This is a genomic window from Herbaspirillum rubrisubalbicans, assembly GCF_003719195.1.
Taxonomy (GTDB): Bacteria; Pseudomonadota; Gammaproteobacteria; order Burkholderiales; family Burkholderiaceae_D; genus Herbaspirillum; species Herbaspirillum rubrisubalbicans.
The window spans coordinates 3,337,883-3,359,980 of sequence record NZ_CP024996.1; the positions used below are offsets into that span (position 1 = coordinate 3,337,883).

18 protein-coding genes and 1 tRNA gene are annotated in these 22,098 nt (G+C 61.4%); 6 read left to right on the forward strand and 13 right to left on the reverse strand.

Annotated elements, in window-relative coordinates:
* Positions 1-530 precede the first annotated feature (530 nt).
* Complete coding sequence (locus RC54_RS14955; RefSeq protein ID WP_058895900.1) at positions 531-3,731, forward strand: bifunctional diguanylate cyclase/phosphodiesterase; 3,201 nt, start codon at positions 531-533, stop codon at positions 3,729-3,731.
* A 16-nt stretch (positions 3,732-3,747) separates the two neighbouring features.
* On the opposite strand, the gene RC54_RS14960 is transcribed toward RC54_RS14955, so the two are convergent.
* Complete coding sequence (locus RC54_RS14960; protein ID WP_058895901.1) at positions 3,748-5,022, reverse strand: MFS transporter; 1,275 nt, start codon at positions 5,020-5,022, stop codon at positions 3,748-3,750.
* A 192-nt stretch (positions 5,023-5,214) separates the two neighbouring features.
* Here RC54_RS14960 and RC54_RS14965 point away from each other — a divergent pair, with 192 nt between their 5' ends.
* On the forward strand, positions 5,215-6,264 hold the full coding sequence (locus RC54_RS14965; RefSeq protein ID WP_058895902.1) for an NADP(H)-dependent aldo-keto reductase: 1,050 nt from the start codon (positions 5,215-5,217) through the stop codon (positions 6,262-6,264).
* A 94-nt stretch (positions 6,265-6,358) separates the two neighbouring features.
* Here RC54_RS14965 and RC54_RS14970 read toward each other — a convergent pair whose 3' ends face one another.
* The 7 genes from RC54_RS14970 to RC54_RS15000 all read right to left on the reverse strand — a co-directional run bounded on the left by RC54_RS14970 (position 6,359) and on the right by RC54_RS15000 (position 13,210).
* On the reverse strand, positions 6,359-7,366 hold the full coding sequence (locus RC54_RS14970) for a bile acid:sodium symporter family protein (RefSeq protein ID WP_061789510.1): 1,008 nt from the start codon (positions 7,364-7,366) through the stop codon (positions 6,359-6,361).
* A 120-nt stretch (positions 7,367-7,486) separates the two neighbouring features.
* Positions 7,487-7,822, reverse strand: coding sequence for a zinc ribbon domain-containing protein YjdM (locus tag RC54_RS14975; protein WP_058895904.1), 336 nt, complete (start codon positions 7,820-7,822; stop codon positions 7,487-7,489).
* Positions 7,823-7,985: 163 nt separating this feature from the next.
* Entirely contained in the window at positions 7,986-9,323 is a 1,338-nt protein-coding gene (locus RC54_RS14980; RefSeq protein ID WP_058895905.1) for a 4Fe-4S binding protein, read from the reverse strand.
* A 57-nt stretch (positions 9,324-9,380) separates the two neighbouring features.
* Complete coding sequence (locus RC54_RS14985) at positions 9,381-10,259, reverse strand: FTR1 family iron permease (RefSeq protein WP_061789509.1); 879 nt, start codon at positions 10,257-10,259, stop codon at positions 9,381-9,383.
* Between the two features lie 57 nt (positions 10,260-10,316).
* Positions 10,317-10,658, reverse strand: coding sequence for a cupredoxin domain-containing protein (locus RC54_RS14990; protein WP_017450258.1), 342 nt, complete (start codon positions 10,656-10,658; stop codon positions 10,317-10,319).
* A 114-nt stretch (positions 10,659-10,772) separates the two neighbouring features.
* Positions 10,773-11,318, reverse strand: a complete 546-nt coding sequence (locus RC54_RS14995; protein WP_017450257.1) for an iron transporter — start codon at positions 11,316-11,318, stop codon at positions 10,773-10,775.
* 242 nt (positions 11,319-11,560) lie between these two features.
* Positions 11,561-13,210, reverse strand: a complete 1,650-nt coding sequence (locus RC54_RS15000) for a methyl-accepting chemotaxis protein (RefSeq protein ID WP_174526099.1) — start codon at positions 13,208-13,210, stop codon at positions 11,561-11,563.
* A 549-nt stretch (positions 13,211-13,759) separates the two neighbouring features.
* Here RC54_RS15000 and RC54_RS15005 point away from each other — a divergent pair.
* Positions 13,760-14,206 carry a response regulator gene (locus RC54_RS15005; protein WP_058895908.1) on the forward strand — a complete coding sequence of 149 codons (447 nt, stop codon included), beginning with the start codon at positions 13,760-13,762 and terminating at the stop codon, positions 14,204-14,206.
* A gap of 100 nt (positions 14,207-14,306) precedes the next feature.
* Here the strand turns inward: RC54_RS15005 and RC54_RS15010 are convergent.
* Positions 14,307-14,383 (reverse strand) — tRNA-Arg (locus RC54_RS15010).
* Between the two features lie 205 nt (positions 14,384-14,588).
* On the opposite strand from RC54_RS15010, the gene RC54_RS15015 reads away from it, so the two are divergent.
* From RC54_RS15015 to RC54_RS15025, 3 genes are all read left to right on the forward strand, one after another.
* Positions 14,589-15,248, forward strand: coding sequence for a sensor histidine kinase (locus RC54_RS15015; protein WP_058895909.1), 660 nt, complete (start codon positions 14,589-14,591; stop codon positions 15,246-15,248).
* Between the two features lie 63 nt (positions 15,249-15,311).
* Entirely contained in the window at positions 15,312-15,965 is a 654-nt protein-coding gene (locus tag RC54_RS15020; protein ID WP_058895910.1) for a response regulator, read from the forward strand.
* A gap of 278 nt (positions 15,966-16,243) precedes the next feature.
* Positions 16,244-17,857 carry a GGDEF domain-containing protein gene (locus tag RC54_RS15025; protein ID WP_058895911.1) on the forward strand — a complete coding sequence of 538 codons (1,614 nt, stop codon included), beginning with the start codon at positions 16,244-16,246 and terminating at the stop codon, positions 17,855-17,857.
* Positions 17,858-17,864: 7 nt separating this feature from the next.
* Here RC54_RS15025 and pnuC read toward each other — a convergent pair whose 3' ends face one another.
* The 4 genes from pnuC to RC54_RS15045 all read right to left on the reverse strand — a co-directional run bounded on the left by pnuC (position 17,865) and on the right by RC54_RS15045 (position 22,005).
* On the reverse strand, positions 17,865-18,473 hold the full coding sequence (pnuC, locus tag RC54_RS15030; protein ID WP_061789507.1) for a nicotinamide riboside transporter PnuC: 609 nt from the start codon (positions 18,471-18,473) through the stop codon (positions 17,865-17,867).
* A gap of 35 nt (positions 18,474-18,508) precedes the next feature.
* Entirely contained in the window at positions 18,509-18,901 is a 393-nt protein-coding gene (gene ftsB / locus RC54_RS15035; RefSeq protein ID WP_061789506.1) for a cell division protein FtsB, read from the reverse strand.
* Between the two features lie 53 nt (positions 18,902-18,954).
* Complete coding sequence (gene eno, locus RC54_RS15040) at positions 18,955-20,238, reverse strand: phosphopyruvate hydratase (RefSeq protein WP_017450249.1); 1,284 nt, start codon at positions 20,236-20,238, stop codon at positions 18,955-18,957.
* A gap of 114 nt (positions 20,239-20,352) precedes the next feature.
* On the reverse strand, positions 20,353-22,005 hold the full coding sequence (locus RC54_RS15045; RefSeq protein ID WP_058895914.1) for a CTP synthase: 1,653 nt from the start codon (positions 22,003-22,005) through the stop codon (positions 20,353-20,355).
* Positions 22,006-22,098: the final 93 nt, after the last annotated feature.

The window sequence follows — 22,098 nt, forward strand, 5'->3', positions numbered from 1 at the left end:
GGCTGGGCCGTATTATCGCATTGCAAACGAAAACGCATATCCAGTGCAACTTGCCCCTTCATCTTGATGTCGAAACAAGTGAAATGTCACACCCTGACATGAAAATCTCACTGTCGCGTTGTGAGCAAGTAGCCTGCTTAATGACAAAGCTCTTGGCTTGGGGTAAGGTTGCTACAAAACAAACGAAGAGCGCGCGGCAAACTCCTGCAAAACAGCGCAGAACAGCACGGGAAGCCGAACAGATTCGGAAAAGCGCGGCAGGACACGGGATAGCATTTCAATATCTCGCGTATCACGTAGTGGGGGCATCCACGTAATTTTTGCGTCAGCCAGTCGCCTGGGTGACTGCCTGCGGCTTGTCATCATGACATGGCACATCGTTATACAACATGTCATAGTGGCAAGTCGGCAGAAACTGGCAAGGTCATGCCGATTGCGTGCAAGGGCTGTCGATGCTCATACGAGGGGCGCGGGGCCAGGGGATGCAGCGTTGAGCTGCCTAACGACAGGGTGATGTGATAGTTCTTCACATGGAAAAACAGAACAAATCGCCGGGACGACCAGGCTATACCCTGAAGACCTTGCTGCTCTTCGTCGGGTTGGTCGGCTCCTTCATCATGGTGCAGACCTGGTGGGAAATTCGCCAGGACCGTCAGTTGACCATCGACTCCGAACGCTCCAGCTCGATGGCCGCCGTGCGCAGCGTGCAGGAACATGCGGATCGGGTGTTTGGCGAACTGGACCAGTTGCTGTGGGCCACGGCGCAACACCTCCATGCCGATCAGCCTGGACTGCTCGACGATGATCAGGGCTTGTACCATCTGCTGTCGGACATGCAGCAGCGTATGCCCAGCGTGATGGTGCTGCGCTACATTGACCGCAATGGCAACACGCGCGCAAGTTCGCTGCGGGCCTTCGATACCACCAGCATCGCCGACGACCATAAGCTGACCCACGTGGACGGCAACCCGGCGCGGCCCGGCCTGTTCGTGGGCCAGCTCATGCGCAGTCGCTACAACCGCGAACTGGTGCTGCCGGTGGCCATGAACCTCTATGACCGCAGCGCCCGTCCCATCGGTTTGCTGGTGGCCGAGTTGCGGGCATCGACCTTCTTCGACTTCTACAAGCGCATCACCAATTTCGAAACCATCGTCTCGCTGCGCACCGACAGCGGTTCCATGATGCTGCGCTCGCCGTTCGAGGAACGCTGGCTCAACATCAGCCTGGCCAATGCCAAGAGCATGAAACGCATCCGCGCCGGGGCCGAGGAAGGCAGCTTTGAAGAAGCCTCCCACCTGACAGGCGAAGCCTTGCTGTTTTCTTACAAGCGGCTCGACAAGTGGTCCCTGGTCGCGGTCTATGCACGGCGCATGGAAGATGTGCTGGCGCCCTGGCGCAGCCGTACCGAAAACCGCATCCTGCTGACCACGGGCATCCTCGGCTTCATCCTGCTGGCGCTCATTTCTTTCTTGGTCTATTACCGCTACCAGCGCCGCCTGGACCATGCGCTGTCGGCCAGTGAATACCGCTACCGCAAGCTCTACGAGGAAGGTAGCGACCCCATCGTGCTGATCTCCGCCGAATTGCGCTACCTCGACTGCAACAGTGCCGCGCTGCGCTTTTTCGGCCTGCCCGACAAGGAACGCATCATCGGCCGCAAGGTCGGTCTATTCTCGCGCCAGAAGTCGCGCCAGGCCCAGCAACCCGATATCGATGAGCTGGTGGGCCGAGTACTGGCGGGCCAGCCACAGCAGTTCGAGTGGGTGACGGTTCGTCGCAACAAGATCATCCATACCGATGTCACCCTCAATCGCGCCGAGTTCGAGCGCGGCTATGCGATCTTCGCCATCCTGCGCGACATCAGTGCCCGCAAGCGCGCCGAACTGCTGCAAAGCGAACAGAACCGGGTGCTGCACATGGTCATGGCCGATGAGGATCTCGATACCATCCTCAACGAAATCGTCGGCTTCGCCGATACCCAGATTCCCTACGGCGCCTCCAGCGTGATGCTGGTCAATGAACAAGCCTCGCACTTCACCTCGGTATTGAGCCGACGCTACCCTCCCCGCCTGCTGCGCGCCTTGCAGGGGATGCCGATCCGCCACGGTTGTGGCGTGGCCGCCGAGGCGGCCCTGCGGCGCGGACCCTGCATCGTCACCGATATCTCCCGTGACCCGGTGACCGAGCATTTGCGGGTATTGATCGATGTGGAGATCTATCCCTCCTGCGGGGCCTGGCCCATCATGGGCAAGGAGGGGCAATTGCTGGGTGTGTTCGCCGCCCTGCTCAAGGAAAACCAGGCACCCAGCAATGAGTACCTGCAACTGGCCAACATCGCCGCCGACCTGGCCAGCGTGGCCATCGAGAGTCGCCGCGCCGATGAGCGCATCCGCCACCTGGCGCACTACGATGAGCTGACCGGCCTGCCCAACCGCTTCCTGTGCACCCAGCACGTCTCCAATGCCATTACCCATGCCGAGCACCGCAATGGCCTGGTGGCGGTGCTGCTGATGGACCTGGACCGCTTCAAGAACATCAACGATACCTTCGGCCACCAGGCGGGCGAGGCGGTGCTGCAGGAAATCGCTCAGCGCTTTCGCCATAGCCTGCGTGAACTGGATATCCTGGCGCGCGTGGGCGGGGATGAATTCATCGTGCTGGTGGATGACTTCGACGATCCGCTGCAACTGGGCGAGATTGCGCAAAAGCTGCTCACCGAGGCGCGCAAGCCCTTCATCATCGATGGTCAGGAAGCCACGCTGTCGGCCAGTATCGGCATTGCCACCTATCCCGGCGATGGCGACAATGCGCAGACCCTGATCAAGAACGCCGATATCGCCATGTATCGCGCCAAGCACCATGGCAAGGATGACTATCGTTTCTTCTCCGATGAGGTCAACACCAACACGGTGGAACGCATCGCCCTGGAAGCGGAGCTGCGACGCGCCATCGAGCGCGCCGAGTTCGTGGTGCATTACCAGCCCAAGGTCGATCTGGCCAGCGGCGCGATCGTCGGTGCCGAGGCGCTGGTGCGCTGGCAGCATCCGGTGCGCGGACTGGTGGGGCCGAACGAATTCATCCCGATGGCCGAAGAGAGCCGCCTGATCGACCAGATCGGCCTGGTGGTGCTGGACATTGCCTGCCGCGACATTGGCCTGCTGCTGGAGCACCAACTGGAATGTGGGCGTATTTCCATCAACCTGACCGGCAGCCAGTTCGGCGACGCCCACCTGCTGCAGGACATCAAGGGCGTGGTACAGCGCCACGGGACGCCACCGGCCTGCCTGGAGTTCGAGATCACCGAGAGCATGGTGATGCGCAACCGCGACCGCGCCATCGCCATTATGGATGGCATCCGCGCCGAGGGCTTCACCATTTCCATTGATGACTTCGGTACCGGCTATTCCTCGCTGGCCTACCTCAAGCGCTTCCCGGTCAATACGCTGAAGATCGACAAATCATTCATCAACGACATTCCCGATGACGCCAACAGTAGCGCCATCGTGCAGGCCATCATCGCCATGAGCCATGCGCTGAATCTGAAGGTGGTTACCGAGGGCGTTGAAACGGAGAGGCAATGGCAGGCGCTGCGCGAGTTCGGTTCGGATGAATACCAGGGCTATTACTTCAGCAAGCCGGTGCCCTATGCGCAGTTCCTGCAGATGCTATTGCAGCAGCAAGCCCAGCGCCAGGCGCATCAATTGCAGATGGCCGCAGACGATCTGCACTGACGTGATCGCCCTGCTCTCATGAGCGGCGCGCGGCCAATCGATCCACCTGGTAGAGCGCGGGAAACAGGCGTATCCACAACAGCACGATGAGCAGCGTGCCGATACCGCCGATCAGCACCGCCGGCACCGCGCCGAACCAAGCCGCGGTCAGCCCCGACTCGAACTCGCCCAATTGGTTGGAAGTGCCGATGAAAACCGAGTTGACGGCCGAGACCCGACCACGCATGGCGTCCGGCGTTTCCAACTGCACGAACGAGGACCGTACCACCACGCTGATCATGTCAGCCGCACCCAGCACTGCCAATGCCGCCAGCGAGAGCGGGAAGGACCGCGACAGGCCGAAGACGATGGTAGCCAATCCGAACACACCCACTGCAATGAACATGGTGCGCCCCACGCGCCCGGCCAGCGGACGACGTGCCAGCAGCAAAGCCACCGCCAGCGCTCCGGCAGCCGGTGCCGAACGCAGCAGGCCCAGGCCGACCGCTCCGGTATGCAGGATGTCATTGGCATACACCGGCAGCAAGGCGGTGGCGCCGCCCAACAGGACGGCGAACATGTCCAGCGAGATGGCGCCGAAGATGGCCGGCTTGCTGCGGATGAAAGCCAGTCCGGCAAAGACCGACGACAGGCTGGCACCGGTGGGCTTGGTCGCGCCAGCCAGGTCGGCTTGCGGCGGGCGCCGGATCAGCCACAGCAGCAGGCTGCACAGTGCGAACAGGGCGCAACTGCTGGCATAGACCACGGCCGGACCGGCCACGTAGAGAAAGCCGCCCAGCGCCGGGCCGATGATGATGGCGAACTGGGTCGCCGAGGCCGAACCGGCCACGGCACCCGGCAAGGCTCGCGGCGACATCAGGCTGGGCAGCAGGGCCGACATGGTGGGCTTGGAAAAGGCGCGGCCGGCACCGATCACGGCCACGATGACGAAGATCATTTCCCGATTGAGCCAGCCGCCCAGGCTACCCAGCGCCAGCGTGGCCGCCGCCGAGGCTTCGACCAGGGCGCTGATGCGCGCCACATTGCGGCGATCGAAACGATCGGCCACATGGCCGACCACAAACACCAGGATCAGCGAAGGGATGAACTGCACCAGCCCCACGATGCCCAGGTCGAAGGCGCTGTGGGTGAGCTGGTAGACCTGCCAGCCCACCGCCACGATCTGCATCTGCAAGGCGATGGTGGAGGCCACGCTGGCGCACCAGAACAGCTTGAAGGGGGTGTGATGGCGCAAAGGCAGTTGCTGCTCGCTGGCCTCATCAGGGGCCGTGTGACTAGGCGTGGATGACATGTCTCGGGATGGTGGGATGGCGTGATGTAATCTGGCCCGGCAGCACTGCTGCCGGCACTGCGCAAGCGGTCTTGGCGCCGCTGCGGCCCTGCCCTGCAAGCCAGGACGGGCGCAGCTATACTACCCGATCCCGCGCCAGCCGGCAGGATGTGCCCACGCTCGCCCTGCCCCGCACTCACAAGGAGAACCGATATGCAGTATCGCCAACTCGGCCGCACCGACGCCAAGGTCAGCCTCATCACGCTAGGTACCATGACCTGGGGTGAACAGAACACCGAAGCGCAAGCCCATGCGCAACTGGACTATGCCGTGGAGCGCGGCATCAACCTCATCGACGTGGCCGAAATGTACCCGGTCCCGCCCAAGGCCGAAACCCAGGGCCTGACCGAGCGCTACCTGGGAACCTGGCTGAAGAAATCCGGCAAGCGCGATCAGTTGCTCATCGCCACCAAGTGCACCGGCCCGGCACGCAAACCCCACAACCCGCGCCACATCCGCGGCGGCATCAACGACCTCGACCGCAAGGGCTTGACCGAAGCACTGCATGGCAGCCTGGAGCGGCTGCAACTGGATCACGTGGACCTGTATCAATTGCACTGGCCGGACCGTAGCGTGAACAGCTTCGGCCAGCTCGGCTACCAGCACGTGGCAGACGAAACCACGGTGCCCATCGAAGAGACGCTGAAAGTGTTGAGCGAATTCGTCAAGGCCGGCAAGATCCGTTACATCGGATTGTCCAACGAGACCGCGTGGGGCGTGGCGCAATTCCTGCGCGCGGCCGAGCAGCATGGGCTGGAACGCATCGTCACCATCCAGAATCCCTACAACCTGCTCAACCGCAGCTTCGAAGTCAACCTGGCCGAGTTTGCCCATCGCGAACAGGTGGGCTTGCTGGCCTATTCACCGCTGGCCTTCGGCATGTTGAGCGGCAAGTACCTCGATGGCGCGCGCCCGGCCGGTGGTCGCCTGACCCTGTTCGAGCGCTTCTCGCGCTATACCAACCCGCAGGCCGAAGGCGCCACCGCCCAGTACGTGGCCCTGGCGCGCCAGCATGGACTGGACCCGGCGCAGATGGCGCTGGCCTACGTCAACAGCCGCCCTTTCCTCACCTCCAACATCATCGGTGCCACCACGCTGGAACAACTGCGCAGCAACATCGACAGCGCGCAATTGCAGTTGAGCGAGGAGGTGCTGGCCGGTATCGAGGCCATCCATCGCAAGCAGCCCAATCCGGCGCCCTGAACGATTCAGAACGATTCGAAGCATTCGGCAGGCAATAAAAAACCGGCTTCGCGCCGGTTTTTTGTTAGGTCCTGCAGCAGCCTGTAATGCGCTCTCAGTCGCCACCGCTTTCGCTGGCCATGGCAGCATGCACCTGGTCCTGGCGCGCACCGTAACGCGCTGCCAGCACCGCGCACACCATCAACTGGATCTGGTGGAACAACATCACCGGCAATAGCACCATGCCGATGGCGCCGCTGGAAAAAAGCACCTTGGCCATCGGCACCCCGGAGGCCAGGCTTTTCTTGGAACAGCAGAAGACGATGGTGATTTCATCTTCCTTGCTAAAACCCAAGCGGCGACTACCGAAAGTAGTGATGCCCATGATGATGGCCAGCAGCGCGGCGTTGATGAGCAGCACCGCCACCAGCATGGAGAGCGGTACCTGGTGCCACAAGCCCTGCACCACGGCTTCGCTGAAGGCCACGTAGACCACCAGCAGGATCGAACTCTGATCGACGAACTTGAGCCAGGACTTGTTGCGCTCGACCCAGCGACCGATCCAGGGGCGCACGATCTGGCCGGCCACGAAGGGCAGCAATAATTGATAAACGATTTTCAGGATGGAATCGAGCGAGGAATGCCCGTTGCCATCATGCGCCACCACCAGCACGCCTACCAGCAACGGCGTGAGGAAGATGCCCAGCAGGTTGGAAGCCGAGGCCGCGCAGATCGCGGCCGGCACATTGCCGCGCGCCACCGAGGTGAAGGCGATCGACGACTGCACCGTGGACGGCAGCACGCACAGGAACAGCAGACCCAGATAGAGCTCGGGCGTGATGAATTGCGTGAGCAAGGGCTTAAGGGCCAGGCCGATCAGGGGGAACAGGGCGAAGGTGCAAAGCAGCACCGTGACATGCAGCTTCCAGTGCGTGAACCCGGCCACCACCGCCTCGCGCGAAAGCTTGGCGCCATGCATGAAGAACAGCAGGCCGATCATGAAGGTGGTCAGGCTGTCGAAGACCTCGGCCACCTGGCCAGTACAGGGAAGAAAGGATGCGGTCAGCACGACGGCCAAGAGCATCAGGGTCATGTTGTCAGGCAGGAAGCGGGGACGGGCCATGGAGCTTGGATGGGGTAGGAATCGATGGAGCGCCCACACCCATGCTGGCTGCAGGCAAAGCGCCATTCTACGTGACAGGCCCCTGGCTTGCAGGGCAGTGCAAGCCAGGGCGGGAAGGTATCAGGCCTTGCGCACGAATTCGGTCTTCAGGCCCATGGAGCCGAAGCCGTCAATCTTGCAATCGATGTCGTGGTCGCCCTCGACCAGGCGGATGTTCTTGACCTTGGTGCCCATCTTGACCACGCCACCACCGCCCTTCAACTTCAGGTCTTTGATGACGGTGACGGTATCGCCATCCTGCAGCACGTTGCCCGAGGCATCGCGCCAGACCCGGACCTGTTCGGCGGGCGCCGCCTGGGCACTCCACTCGTGGCCGCATTCGGGGCAGACGAACTGGCCGCCATCCTCATAGGTGAATTCGGACTGGCATTGGGGACAGGCGGGCAAGGTGCTCATATAAAACTCCAGCAATTAGCGTGAAAAGGCAGCGATTGTACTGCTTCAGTGGCTAACTGCGCTATAAATCCGAGTCCTACCGATCAAATAAAGCACAAATAAAAACGGCAGGCTTGCGAGCAGGCCTGCCGTTTTCCTTCATATCCCGGAAGCAAAATCGTCCTTACCAGCCCCAGAACATCAGCCACCAGGCCGTATTCACCAGCGCCAGCCCGCCCATCAAAGGCAGCATGGCCAGCACCTGCTGCAACCGGTGGGTAGCATGGCGCGCCACCACCTTCCAGCACAGCCACAGGCTCCACAGGGTCATGGTGGCCAGCAAGGCGGCGCGCACATCGTTGGCCCAGTACACCGGCCAGTGCTCGGCACGCAAGAGGCTGATGGTAGTGGCCGACAGGCCGATGAAGACGCCGCAGCCCGCCAGCGGGATCAGCGCCTGCACCAGGTGGTTGAAGCGGCTCCACTCCCACTTGCCCAGCAGGCGCGTGGCCAGGCCGAACATGAGAGCCACGCCGGTGCCCAGCACCAGGCCGGTGGTGAGGATGTAACCCACCACCATGGCGCCGTCGAGCCAGGTGAAGACATCGCTTTGCTGCGGATAATTGGTCAGCAGCCACCACGGCGCCTGGGTGCCGAAGGGCCACATGATGTCGCGGTCGATCAGCCAGGTGGCGATGTCCTGCTTGATGGCGATGAACCAGGGGCTGACCGTCCAGTGGAAGGCACCGATGGCGATGCCCAGCAGTCCATACAGCACCAGGGCGCTTTCCCACAGGCTGTTGCTGGTCTTGCCGAACTGCACCACTTCCACCGCCGGCGGGCGGAAGCTCAGGGCGATGGCATCACGGTGACCACTGCAGCGGCCGCACATGTGGCAGTCGGAAGCACCCTTCATATTGCGCATGGGCACCAGAGGTGCGCAATTGACCGGGATGATCTTGTGATCGGGATGGTAGGAAGCGCGCCATGCATCTTCGTTCACCTTGTAGTGAACCGGGGCCAGTTTGGCCAGCAGGCCGAAGACGCCATTGACCGGGCACAGGTACTTGCACCAGACGCGCTTGTCGCGGCCATACAGGTAGCCGATGATCATGGCGCCCACGGTAGAGCCGCCCAGCACCAGCAGCACGGCCTTGGGATACTGGTAGACGCTGACCATCTGGCCATAGACGGTGGTCAGGGCAAAGGCGACGAAGGGCCAGCCGCCCCAGCGCACCCACTTGGGAATGGCGCGGCCACGGCCATGGCGGCTGGCAAATTCGGTGAGCGCGCCTTCCGGGCAAAGCACGCCACACCACACGCGCCCCATGAGCACCATGCTCACCAGCACGAACGGCCACCAGACGCCCCAGAAGGCGAACTGGGCGATCAGGGTGAGGTTGGACCAGAGGTGGGCGGTTTCATCAGGCAGGGGGAGAAACACCGGGACCAGGATCAGCAGCGCATAGAGGGCGACCACGATCCATTGCAGGCCACGGATGAATGCGCCATGACGGCGCATCCAGTCTCCGGTACGCGAGAGCAGAGTCGGCGATTGCGTACAGGTCGTCATCAGGCTTCAGGTTGCTTCTTGCCTTTTGCCCTGGGGCGCAGGCTTGGGTTTTCGATAGAGGGCCGAGCATACCACGACCCAGTAGAGGACGTAGACGATCACCGATAGCAGCGCCGGACGGGCACGGTAGCCAGTCAGGGTCGAGACCAGATTGCCCAAGGTGGACGAATCGTCGAGCAAGGCCGAGGTATCCCAGAGCTGGCCGGTCAGGATCATGGTCCAGTTGGCCGAGGCCAGGGCATCGGAGTTTTCCAACAGGACGTCGAAGAGCTTTTCCACGCCGGTCACCAACAGACCCGCAGCCAGCAACAGCAGGATCACTTCGGTGACCTGGAAGAAGCGGCGCCAGGAGAAGATCTTGCCGCCCAGTTGCAACAGATAGAAGGTCAGGAAGGCCAGGCCAAAACCGATCACGCCGGCCAGCACCAGCGAGACCGTGCTGGCATCCTGCTGCCCCAGGCCGATGCCGTAGAGGAACACCGCCGTCTCGCTACCCTCGCGAGCAATGGCCAGCATCACCAGCACGAACACGCCCCACCAGTTGCCGCTCTCGTAGCTGGACTGCATGGAGCTTTCCATTTCCTTCTTGAGGGTGCGACCATGCTTGCGCATCCAGAACACCATCTGCACGATCAGCACCGCCGCAATCAGCACGATGGCGATCTGGAAGTAAGTCTGGGCGTCGCCCGAGAGCAGTTCGGAAAAGCCCAGCAGGGCCGCGCCCAGGGCCGCGGCCAGCACTACGCCCGCAGCCACGCCGCCCCACAGATAGGGGATGCCGCGGCGCGCGCCGACATCGCCGTTTTTCAGCCAGGCATAGAGAATGCCGACCACCAGAAGCGCCTCGACGCTTTCGCGCCAGACGATGAACATGACCTGTCCCATCAAACTTCCCTTCCTGGAAAAACCTGACTTCCGTGTCGCTTGCGTGCGGCCTGGTCCTTACTTGGCCACGATCACGCCCTGCGGCATGTTGAGGTGGAAGTCATCGAAAAACTTGTATTCACCCGGACGCAAGGGGGCGATCACCACGAAGGACTGGGCACCCGGCGCCAGTACCTTTTCCTTGCGCAGTTCGACACTTTCGAACTCGACGGCAGACTTGCCGGTGTTATGCACTTCGATCTTGATGCGCTGGCCGGCCGGCACTTCGATGCGCGGCGGGATCAGCTTGCCGTCCTGCATCTCCAGCTTGAAGGTCGGCAGGTCAGAGGCCTGCACCTGAGCAGCAAGCCCCAGCAAGGCCAGCGCCAAGCAACTGAGACGGACAATTCTTGCGATCATGAAGACTCCGGTAATCCTGAAAAATCACACCGGCCCGCCGCGAACAGTGCGAGCCGGGGTCACATCAATACTGCCTGGTCAACTGGAGCGCATCCAGTAAGCAGCTTAAGCAGTTTAGTAACCGCCCTTCTTGCCGATACCGGCGAAGGTGAAGTCGTAGTTCAGTTCGAAGGTCTTGAACCACGGGCCGACCCCGGTTTCCTTGTCGACGTGGCGACCGAAGTGCGCATGTTCATTGGCCTGGGGCGAAGAGATGGTGAGCTTCAACTTGTACTTGCCCGGACCTTCGAGCTTGACGTTGTCGCCATAGTGCGGGCCGTCGTTGGCCACCATGGGCATCATGTCGCCCTTGATGGACTTGGTGGAACCGACCTTGGTCAGTTCGTACTTCACGACCAGGTAGGGCATCCAATCACCTTCGGCGAAGCCGTTGGGGTTCTTGGCCACGGCGTGGATGTCTGCTTCCAGGTGGATGTCGGATTCTTCGGCCTTGCGCATCATGCCGTCCGGCTCCATCTTCACCGGCTGCAGGTAGACGGCGTTGACTTCGAAACCGTTCTGGATCTGCGGCTTGCCGATGGGGTATTCAGCAGCCGAGGCGGCGCCAGCAAAGGCCATGCTCAGTACAGCGGCGACGGCAAGTTTCTTGAAACCGATCATTGCGTATTCTCCTGGTGGTCAAATGATAATGATTAGCATTAAGTATATCATCCTTTGAGCCAGCCCGGATCGCGCCCATAGTGCAATAGTGCATAACAATGCTGACTGCTATGTAAAAGCACGTAAAAAAGCCGTCCAAAAACAACGGACGGCTACTATCGAAATACAGGGGTAACCCAGCCAGCTCGGCGACGCACCAGGCTCTCAGGCTGTCACCTGACCGGGATCAGGACATCAGGCGCTCAGAACTCCTCCATCTCCAGCGCCTGAGGGTTCACTGGTGCGGCGGCGTCCGGCAAGCGGTTCGTCGCTGGCGTGACGTCCACGCTGCGCACGGGCAAGGCGGTGCGGCTTCCCAACTGGAATACCGCCACCACGCTCTCCAGCTTTTCGGCCTGGCCTTGCAGGGCCTGGGCCGCAGCGGCAGCTTCTTCCACCAGCGCGGCATTCTGCTGGGTGCCCTGGTCCATCTGCGAGATGGCCTGGTTGACCTGGGAAATGCCGGCACTCTGTTCCACGCTGGCGTCGGCGATGCTAGCCACAATCTGGGTCACGCGCTGCACGCTGTCGACGATTTCGCTCATGGTGCTGCCGGCCTGCTCGACCAGCTTGCTGCCGCTACCGACCTTATCTACCGAATCATCGATCAATTCCTTGATTTCCTTGGCAGCGGCCGCCGAGCGCTGCGCCAGCGAACGCACTTCCGAGGCCACCACGGCAAAGCCGCGGCCCTGCTCGCCGGCGCGGGCGGCTTCCACCGCCGCATTCAAGGCCAGAATATTGGTCTGGAACGCGATGCCATCGATGACGGCGATGATGTCGACGATCTTGCGCGAGGACTGATTGATGGAATTCATGGTATCGACCACCTGGCGCACCACGTCGCCGCCTTGGGAAGCAATGTGCGAAGCCGATTGCGCCAGCTCGTTGGCCTGGCGCGCATTCTCGGTGTTTTGCAGCACCACCGAAGTCAGTTGCTCCAGGCTGGAGGCACTCTCTTCCAACGCTGCGGCCTGCTGCTCGGTGCGTGCCGACAGGTCGGCATTACCGGCAGCGATCTGGCGGGCTGCCACGGTGACCGAATCGGTGGAGCTACGGGTGGTGGAGACCACCTCGACGATACGCGCCAGCAGCTTGTTGAAGGCAGCGGCAGTGTGGCCGATCTCATCCATGCGCTCCACCGGCACCGGGCGCGACAGGTCCAGGGTCTGGCTGACATGTTCGAAGGTCTGCTGGATGCGACCCAGGCTATGGATCACGATGCGCAGCATCTGGATGCCCAGCACGCCCGTGAGCAGCACCGCCACCACGATCACGGCGATCATGGTACGCAGGGCGAAGGCATAGGCCTCATCGCTTTCCAGCTTGATGGCGTCGATCTTCTTGCGACCAATCAGGATGTGGTCCTCAAAACCCTTCTTGGCGGCGGCCGCCGAGATAGCCAGCGGCGTGCCAGCCTGCAGGCTGGCGCGCACGCCTTCCATGTCGTTGGCATAGGCGGCGGCGAAGAACGGCACCAGGGCCTTGCGATAGACTTCGATATTGGCCTGGTCGGCCTGGATCAGGGCACGGTCCTGGTCATCGAAGATGAGATCGCGCTCATAGTGGGCGAACTCTTCATCAAGCGACTTGTTGGCGGCATCGACCGCCTTTTGCAATTCGCTCTTGTCGGCCAGGTTGGCAAAGACCGAGAGGCGATAACCTGCCAGGCGCGAATCGGCCAGGTAGCCCTTGAGCTGGTTCAGGCTATCCATGCCGGGAATGATGCGGTTCTGGATCAGTTCCAGCCGCTGCTGCGCACGTTGCAGCTGCCACAGGCCGTCGGCACCGACGAACAGCAGCGCCAGCAAGGCTGTCGAGAGAGTGAGAATGAGGCGCTTGGTAATGGTCATGATTGAAAATCCACCGATGAAAATGAAGGGTCGCACCACACGCTAATGCATCGACCCAGGAAAGAACGCTGCCCGCCATACCGAGGGCAAAGCCAGACCTGAAGCCGAGACCGCACGAAGAGCAACGCATTTTCATGGCGCCCTGGAGAAACCTTCATCTACCCCTGATCGGCGTTTTTATCGCGACGCCCCCAAGCATCGCCGTCCCGTCAGCGATGGCTGCGGCAACGTAAGTGATACGCATGGAGAGAATATAGCCGAGCAGCAACTGAAGAATCCTTCACTTCGCGATTTTATTCCCGCATATCTGGCATTCAGAAATTCAATGAGCCCAGCCCGGCAATCACGCCGCCTTGTAATTCTCACGTAAGCTCCCTGGTCTATCGGATCGGCAGCGCGGTAACACGAAAAAAAGCCCCTTGCCGGCTTGCTAGGCGCTGCGGCACGCACATTGAGCAATGGATTTATGTGACTTGCTATGTCAAACTTGCCGATACCAGAAGCGCACTATTCCAATAACAACGCCCAGTTTCACTCATAAGCATAAGCATGTCCCGCCCCAGCATATTGATGGTCGACCCCAGTCCTGAGTCGGTGGAACTGGCGCGTTTCAGCCTTTGGCGCAGCAAGCTCGATTGCGCCTTCGGCTGGTTCGAAGATGCGGAGCGGGCCATGGAGTCGCTGTTCAGTCCGCACGCCGTGGACCACCCCGACACTCTGCCCTGCCTGATCCTCCTGGAGCCGCGCTTGCCACGCATGGAAGGAGTGGACCTGCTGCACATGCTGCGCAGCCAGCCGCATACGCGCGCGCTGCCGGTAATCATGTTCGCCACCTCCTACGACGAAGCCGACGCCACCCGCTCGCACGCGGCCGGCGCCAATGATTACCTGGTCAAGCCGGTGGACGCCCGCGAATTCATGGAATTGATCAATCAGACCGTAGCGCACTGGCTGCCCCTTGCGCCATCGCGGGAGGCGGACGCACCCACTACATAGGCAAGGAAGAGACGCGCGGGACAGGGATACGGAATAAGCCCGCGCAAAATCAGGTGCAGAAAAGACAAAAGGGCCCATCTTGCGATGGACCCTTTATATCTGGTGCGGCTGGCAGGAATCGAACCCACGACCCCTTGGTTCGTAGCCAAGTACTCTATCCAGCTGAGCTACAGCCGCGAAAAACAAAATTATAGCAGCATGTTTTGCTTTTTGAATAGCCCCTTGTGATATTTTTTTCAGACGCCCCTCCTCTGCATCGACAGCACAGCCTGCCCTTCATTACCTTGTTCTTCATCAAAGCCCTGATAACGGACAGATGACCGGGCCTTCGCAGGCGGCTATGATGAAGCCATGTTCATATCTGCCTCAAGCCACCCCTTCCATGTCCGCCCTGCCCCTCCCCGACCCATCGCAAGTACAGCGCATCCGGGAAGAAGAACGCTCGCGCATCGCCCGCGACCTGCATGATGAACTGGGTGCACAACTGAGCGGCCTCGGCATGGCGCTGGGCCAGTTGCGCGAACAGTTGGCCCAGGAAAAGCATCCCTGGCTGGCCCAGGCAGACTACGCCCAGCAATTGCTGCAACAGGCCAGCCAGGGCATGGAGCGCATCATCGATGACCTGCACCCGCCCATCGTGGAGTTCGGACTGGTCGATGCACTGACCTGGCAGTGCCGCCATTTCAGTCGCCAAAGTGGCTTGGAATGCAAGCTGCAGTGCGACTGCACACTGCAGCCTGAGGATGAATTCGTGGTCCTGAGCCTGCTGCGCATCCTGCGCGAAGCACTCAACAATGCCGCGCGCCACGCCCATGCCCGCCATATCGAGGTGCGCTTGCAAGTGGACGAGGAACGCTTGCAACTGAGCGTGGCCGACGACGGCAGCGGTTTTGATCCGGATCGGGCCCCGCGCGGCGGGCGCATAGGCCAGGGCCTGGCCAACATGCGCCAGCGGGCGCAGGCGCTGGGCGGCAGCCTGGTGCTGGAAGCGCGCGCCGGAGGCGGCACGCTAGTGCGCCTGGAGATGCCTGTCGCACACTGAACGAACGCTATAGAATACGGCCTCGCCCAACCGGTTCGTCCAGAGGAGTTTCGCAGTACGCCCATGAGCAAGAAAGCCACCGCCGCCATCAAGGTCCTGATCGCCGACGACCACGCCATCGTGCGCGAGGGTCTGCGCCAGATCTGTGCCGTCAGCAAGGACATCGTCGTGGCCGGCAACGCCGCCAACGGACTGGAAGCGATCAAGCTGGCCCGCGAAGGGGATGGCGATGTCATGCTGCTGGACATCGTGCTGCCCGATCGCAACGGCATCGACATCCTCAAGCAGATCCGCAAGGAACAACCGGAACTGCCGGTGTTGATCCTGTCCATCCACCGCGAAGACCAGTACGCCATCCGTGCCCTCAAAGCCGGTGCCGCCGGCTTTCTGAACAAACAGGCGTCGCCCAGCGAGGTGATAGCAGCCATCCGCCAGGCCGCCGCCGGTCGCAAGTACGTCAGCCCTTCGCTGGCCCAGGAACTGGCCAACCAGATCGGTTTCGACCACGACACCCCCTTGCACGAAACCCTCTCCGACCGCGAATACCAGACCATGGTCATGATCGCCTCCGGCAAGACCGTCAGCGACATCGCCGCCGAACTATTGCTGTCGGTCAAGACCATCAGCATGTACCGCTCGCGAGTGCTGGCCAAGATGAAGATGCGCCACAACGCCGAACTGACCCATTACGCCCTCAAGAACGACCTGGTGGAATAAAACTCACAAAAATGCCCGGATCAGCTCGCCAGCACGGGCTGAAACGGGGATTTTCTCCTCCTATTAAAGGCATCCAGAGGACCTGCTCTGACGTACAATAAGTTGTCATTTTGCCTCCCCCCACTCCACGGGAAGGCAGTGTGGTGCGACTGAAGGGATCAGGCCGCGCGCGCATGATGGCCATGGTGGTGATACTCAAGCAATGTCCGGGTGCGCCGATACCGTAGGAAATTCCCTGTCGCAAACAGACAAGTACACCAACAATATAGTCAGCCGGCATGTCCAAGAAACCGACCACGCTCACGCCTGTCGAGATCGCCAGAGAAGCTTTCCAGAGGCTGGGAGCCCGGCGCATCGCGCCCACTCCTGATGCCTACCGGATTGCCTATGAGGAGATCCAGGGCGACCTGCCGGGCGTGTCCGCCGAATCGGTGATGGACAACTTCGCTACCCGACTGTCGCGCCAGCCGGGCGAGAATGGCCTGCTGGGCACGCGCCTGGTGCGGGCGCGTGAAAATGGCGACTGGTCGTCCTTCGAACGCCAGTTGATCGAATTTGCCGAGGCCAACTGGCAAAGCCGCCCCGCCGCTCCTCCCGCACCCGTGGTGCCACATGGCGAACTGGTGCCAATCGATCTCGAACGCCAATTCATTCGCGACAGCAAGAAAGAGAAGATGCTGCGCGAAATGCTGGTGCGGGTCCTGGTGTTCAACCTGCCCTCGCTGCTGTCGACCGCGCCGGAACTGGCCAATGAATCGCGTAACAGTGGCCAGGAACTGAAGATGGCCTTCTCCGAGCAATCGATGAATGACATCATCGCCCGGGTCAAGCAGTTGAGCTTCCAGATCGAACTCAAGACCGACGACATGGCCCAGCAGCAGGAATTGCTGATGCGCTTGTTCCAATTGCTGCTGGAAAACATCAATGGCCTGCTGGAGCAGGGTTCCTGGCTGTCCAGCCAGATCGAGACGGTGCAAAGCTTGATCGCCGGGCCTCTCAGCAGCACCTCGCTGGCCGATGCCACCAAGAACCTCAAGGAAGTGATCTACAAGCAGGGCTTGCTGAAGAACACCCTGTCCGAGGAAAAAGTGGTGGTCAAGAACATGATGCTGACCTTCGTGGACCGGCTCTCAGCCATGGTCTCCACCACCGACAACTACCAGCGCACCATCCGCGGCTTCTCGCAGCAGATCAGCCAGGCCGGCAACATCGCCGACCTCAACAGCGTGTTGAGCGAGATCATGACCGAGACGCAGAAGGCCCAAGAAGAAGCCACCCGCTCGCGCGACGCCATGGAAGATGCGCGCCAGGAGGTGGAAAAGGCCGAGGACCGCATCCATGCACTGGAACAGCAATTGCTGCAGATGGGGGAACTGGTGCGCGAAGACCAGCTGACGGGCAGTCTGAACCGGCGCGGCATGGACGAATCGCTGGACCGCGAGATCGCCAATGCGCTGCGCCGCGAGACGCCGCTGTGCGTGGCCCTGCTGGACCTGGACGATTTCAAGCGCATCAACGACACCCACGGCCACGCCACCGGCGACGAAGTACTGGTCCACCTGGTGCAGGTGATCCGCGAAACGCTGCGCCGGTTGGACGTGATCGCTCGCTTCGGTGGCGAGGAATTCGTAGTGCTCATGCCCGAGACCGAACCCCAGGATGCGGTACAGATCATCACCCGCGTGCAGCGTGAGCTGACCAAGCGCATCTTCATGCATGAGAGCCAGCGCCTGCTCATCACCTTCAGCGCCGGGCTGGCCCTGTATTACCCGGGCGAATCGCAGGCCGAGCTGTTGAAGCGCGCCGACGTGGCGCTGTACAAGGCCAAGAACGCCGGCAAGAACCGCATCGTCTTTGCCGAGCCACCTCCGGCCGCGCCACCGGACGCTTGAGCCGGGGTCAGACTGCTCCGGCGTCGCCTTTCGTGCGTCGCCAGCTACGCCATCCGGCCGCGGCCATCAGCACGAACAAGGCATAGAGCACGGCCGTCAGCGTCAGGTGCTTGTACACGTACAAACCTACGTAGAGCACATCGACTGCGATCCACACCAGCCAGTTTTCCAGCTTCTTGCGCGAGAGCAGGAATTGCCCGACCAGGCTGCCTGCAGTGAGAAAGCCATCCATGTGCGGCACATCCGTATCGGTATAGCGCTGCAGGAACCAGGACAGCAGCCACCATCCGGCCAGCCAGGCGCCGACCATGCAAGCCCAGCCGCCGGGTGCCAGCCGGGACACCCGCAGGGGCCGATGTTGTTCGCCGCCGCGCAGCCACTGGTACCAACCCCACACCGAGACCGCCACGAACACGAACTGCAAGCCGGCATCGCCATACAGGCGGGCATCGGCAAACACGGCCGCATACAGCAAGGAAGAGAGGATGGAAAAAAGCCAGGCCCAATGGTTCTGTCCGATATTGAGCCAGACAGTGACGATAGCCAGCACGAAGGAGACCAGCTCCAGCGGGGTCGTGGTCAGACCAAGCCAGGTCAGCGGGGTATCAAGACTCATGCAGCCCGGGGAAGATGGGATACGGCAACGGCACGCTAGCGCGTTGCGACATGGCTGGACGCAGCCGGCGCGTTGGCAGGAACCGAGACACTGCCAGGCTGCCCGGAATTGGGCATGAAGGGATTGGGATTGACGGCAGAAGCGGGCTTGCCGGAACTGCCGTCGAGCAGTTGGATGAAGACTTCGTTCTGCTTGATCATGCCCAGCTCGAAGCGGGCACGCTCTTCCACGGCGCCTTTGGACTGCTTCAGGTCATCCACTTCGGAAGCCAACTTGGCGTTGCGCTCCTTGAGTTCATCATTCTTCTTGTGCGCCAGTTGCACCTGGCGGTCGAGCTCCCAGACCTTGAACCAGCCGCCCTTGCCCAGCCAAAGCGGATACTGGATCACGACCAGCAGGAAGGACAGGCAAAGGATGATCAGGCGCATAGCCGGGAGCTCTCAATGCGGCGCCTGCCTTTGGGGTGGGCGCCGCAAGCTTGTTACTTCAGGTTGTAGAACGCAGCGCGGCCGGGGTAGCTGGCGATATCGCCCAGATCTTCTTCGATACGCAGCAGCTGGTTGTACTTGGCCATGCGATCCGAACGCGACATGGAGCCGGTCTTGATCTGCAGCGCGTTCATGCCCACGGCGATATCGGCGATGGTCGAGTCTTCGGTTTCGCCCGAACGGTGCGAGATCACGGCGGTGTAGCCGGCACGCTTGGCCATTTCGATGGCGGCGAAGGTCTCGGTCAGGGTGCCGATCTGGTTGATCTTGATCAGGATCGAGTTGGCGATGCCCTTGTCGATGCCTTCCTTGAGGATCTTGGTGTTGGTGACGAACAGGTCGTCGCCCACCAGTTGCACCTTCTTGCCCAGGGTTTCGGTCAGCAGCTTCCAACCCGCCCAGTCGTTTTCGGCCATGCCGTCTTCGATGCTGATGATGGGGTACTTGTCGCACCAGGAAGCCAAGAGACCCGTCTTCTGGGCCGGGGTCAGCACCATGTTTTCACCGGCCAGGTGGTAGTTGCCGTCCTTGTAGTATTCGGAGGCAGCGCAGTCCAGGCCCAGGGCGACTTGCGTGCCCGGCTCGTAGCCAGCCTTCTCGATGGCTTCGATGATCAGCTTGATGGCTTCTTCATGGCTGGAGACGTTGGGGGCGAAGCCACCTTCGTCACCGACGGAAGTGGCCAGGCCGCGATCGTGCAGGATCTTCTTCAGGGTATGGAACACCTCGGCGCCATAGCGCAGGGCTTCACGGAAGCTCGGAGCGCCCACCGGAATGATCATGAATTCCTGGATGTCCAGGTTGTTGTCGGCGTGGGCGCCACCGTTGATGACGTTCATCATCGGCACCGGCATCTGCATGGAACCGCTGCCACCGAAATAGCGATACAGCGGCAGGCCCGATTCTTCGGCAGCGGCCTTGGCCACGGCCATCGAGACCGCCAGCATGGCGTTGGCGCCCAGGCGGCTCTTGTTCTCGGTGCCGTCCAGGTCGATCAGGGTGCGGTCCAGGAAGGCTTGCTCATTGGCGTCCAGGCCCATGATGGCTTCCGAGATCTCGGTGTTGATGTTTTCGCAGGCTTGCAGCACGCCCTTGCCGAAGTAGCGGCTCTTGTCGCCGTCACGCAGTTCGATCGCTTCGCGCGAACCGGTGGATGCGCCCGAAGGCACGGCAGCGCGACCCAGCACGCCAGACTCCAGCAGCACGTCGCATTCCACGGTGGGATTGCCACGCGAGTCGATCACTTCGCGGCCGATAATATCAACGATTGCACTCATTCCAGATCTCCATCGAGGTTTTAAAAATTGTTGGCGGGTGCAGGCCCGGTGGCCGGGGCGCCCATGTTGAAACGGCCGCCCGACGGCAGCCGTTTCACGCGCCAGGCCAGCTGCTTATGCCTGGCCCTTCGACGCTGCGTGATGCGCCAGCGCCGCGCGGATATACGAAATGAACAGCGGGTGACCATCACGCGGAGTGGACTTGAACTCCGGGTGATACTGCACGCCGATGTAGAACGGGTGAGCGTTCTCGCCGGTGCGCGGCAATTCCATGATTTCGCACAGGTCTTCGCTCGGGGTACGGGCCGAGACGATCATGCCCGCCTCTTCCACGCGGCCGAGGTAGAAGTTGTTGGCTTCATAGCGATGGCGGTGACGTTCGGTCACGCTGTCGCCGTAGATCTCGGCAGCCAGGGTACCCGGCTTGACGGCGCAGGTCTGCGCGCCCAGGCGCATGGTGCCGCCCAGGTCGGAATTGGCATCGCGACGCTCGACCTTGCCGTCATGGTTCTGCCATTCGTCGATCAGGGCCACCACCGGTTGCTCGGTATCGGGATCGAACTCGGTCGAATTGGCCTTGGTCAGGCCGGCCTTGTTGCGGGCGTATTCCAACAGTGCCACTTGCATCCCCAGGCAGATGCCCAGGTAAGGCACCTTGTTTTCGCGGGCATAACGGGCTGCAGCGATCTTGCCTTCCACGCCGCGCTTGCCGAAGCCGCCCGGCACCAGGATGGCGTCGTACTTGCGCAGGGTGTCGGTACCGTTGGCTTCGATCTCTTCCGAATCCAGGTATTCGATATTGACGCGGCTGCCGGTATGGATGCCGGCATGACGCAGCGCTTCAGTGAGCGACTTGTAGGACTCGGTCAGGTCGACATACTTGCCGACCATGCCGATGGTGACTTCGTGCGAAGGATTATTTTGCGCATCGATCAGCTTGTCCCACATCGACAGGTCAGCCGGCTTGGGCGAGAGGCCCAGCTTTTCGCAGATGATGGTGTCCAGACCCTGGTCGTGCAGCATCTGCGGGATCTTGTAGATGGTGTCGGCATCCCAGACCGAGATGACGGCATCGGCAGCGACGTTGGAGAACAGCGAGATCTTGTCGCGTTCATCGTCGGGAATGCGACGGTCGGCACGGCACAGCAGCGCGTCGGGCGAGATACCGATCTCGCGCAGCTTCTGCACGCTGTGCTGGGTGGGCTTGGTCTTCAATTCGCCAGCCGAGGCCAGGAAGGGAACCAGGGTCAGGTGCACGAAGGCGGTGGCGTTGCGGCCCGAGCGCAGGCTCAATTGGCGCGCCGCTTCCAGGAAGGGCAGCGACTCGATGTCACCGACGGTGCCGCCGATTTCCACCAGCGCCACGTCGAAACCTTCGGCGCCGCGATGAATGAATTCCTGGATCTCGTTGGTGATGTGCGGGATGACCTGGACGGTCTTGCCCAGGTATTCGCCACGACGTTCCTTGCGGATCACCGATTCATACACCTGGCCGGTGGTGAAATTGTTCACCTTCTTCATCTTGGCCGAGATGAAACGCTCGTAGTGACCCAGGTCGAGGTCGGTCTCGGCGCCGTCGTCGGTGACGAACACTTCACCGTGCTGCAACGGGCTCATCGTGCCGGGGTCGACGTTGATGTAGGGATCGAGCTTGAGGAGGGTGACTTTGAGGCCGCGCGATTCGAGGATCGCAGCCAGGGACGCGGCGGCAATCCCTTTACCGAGGGAAGACACGACGCCGCCAGTGACAAATACAAACTTGGTCATTACAGATGAGTGCCGAACGGCACATGCGGGAAATTCAAATTATACCCCAAAATACGCTCGTTTTTTAAGACCGTCTGCGATTAGTGTCTCTAC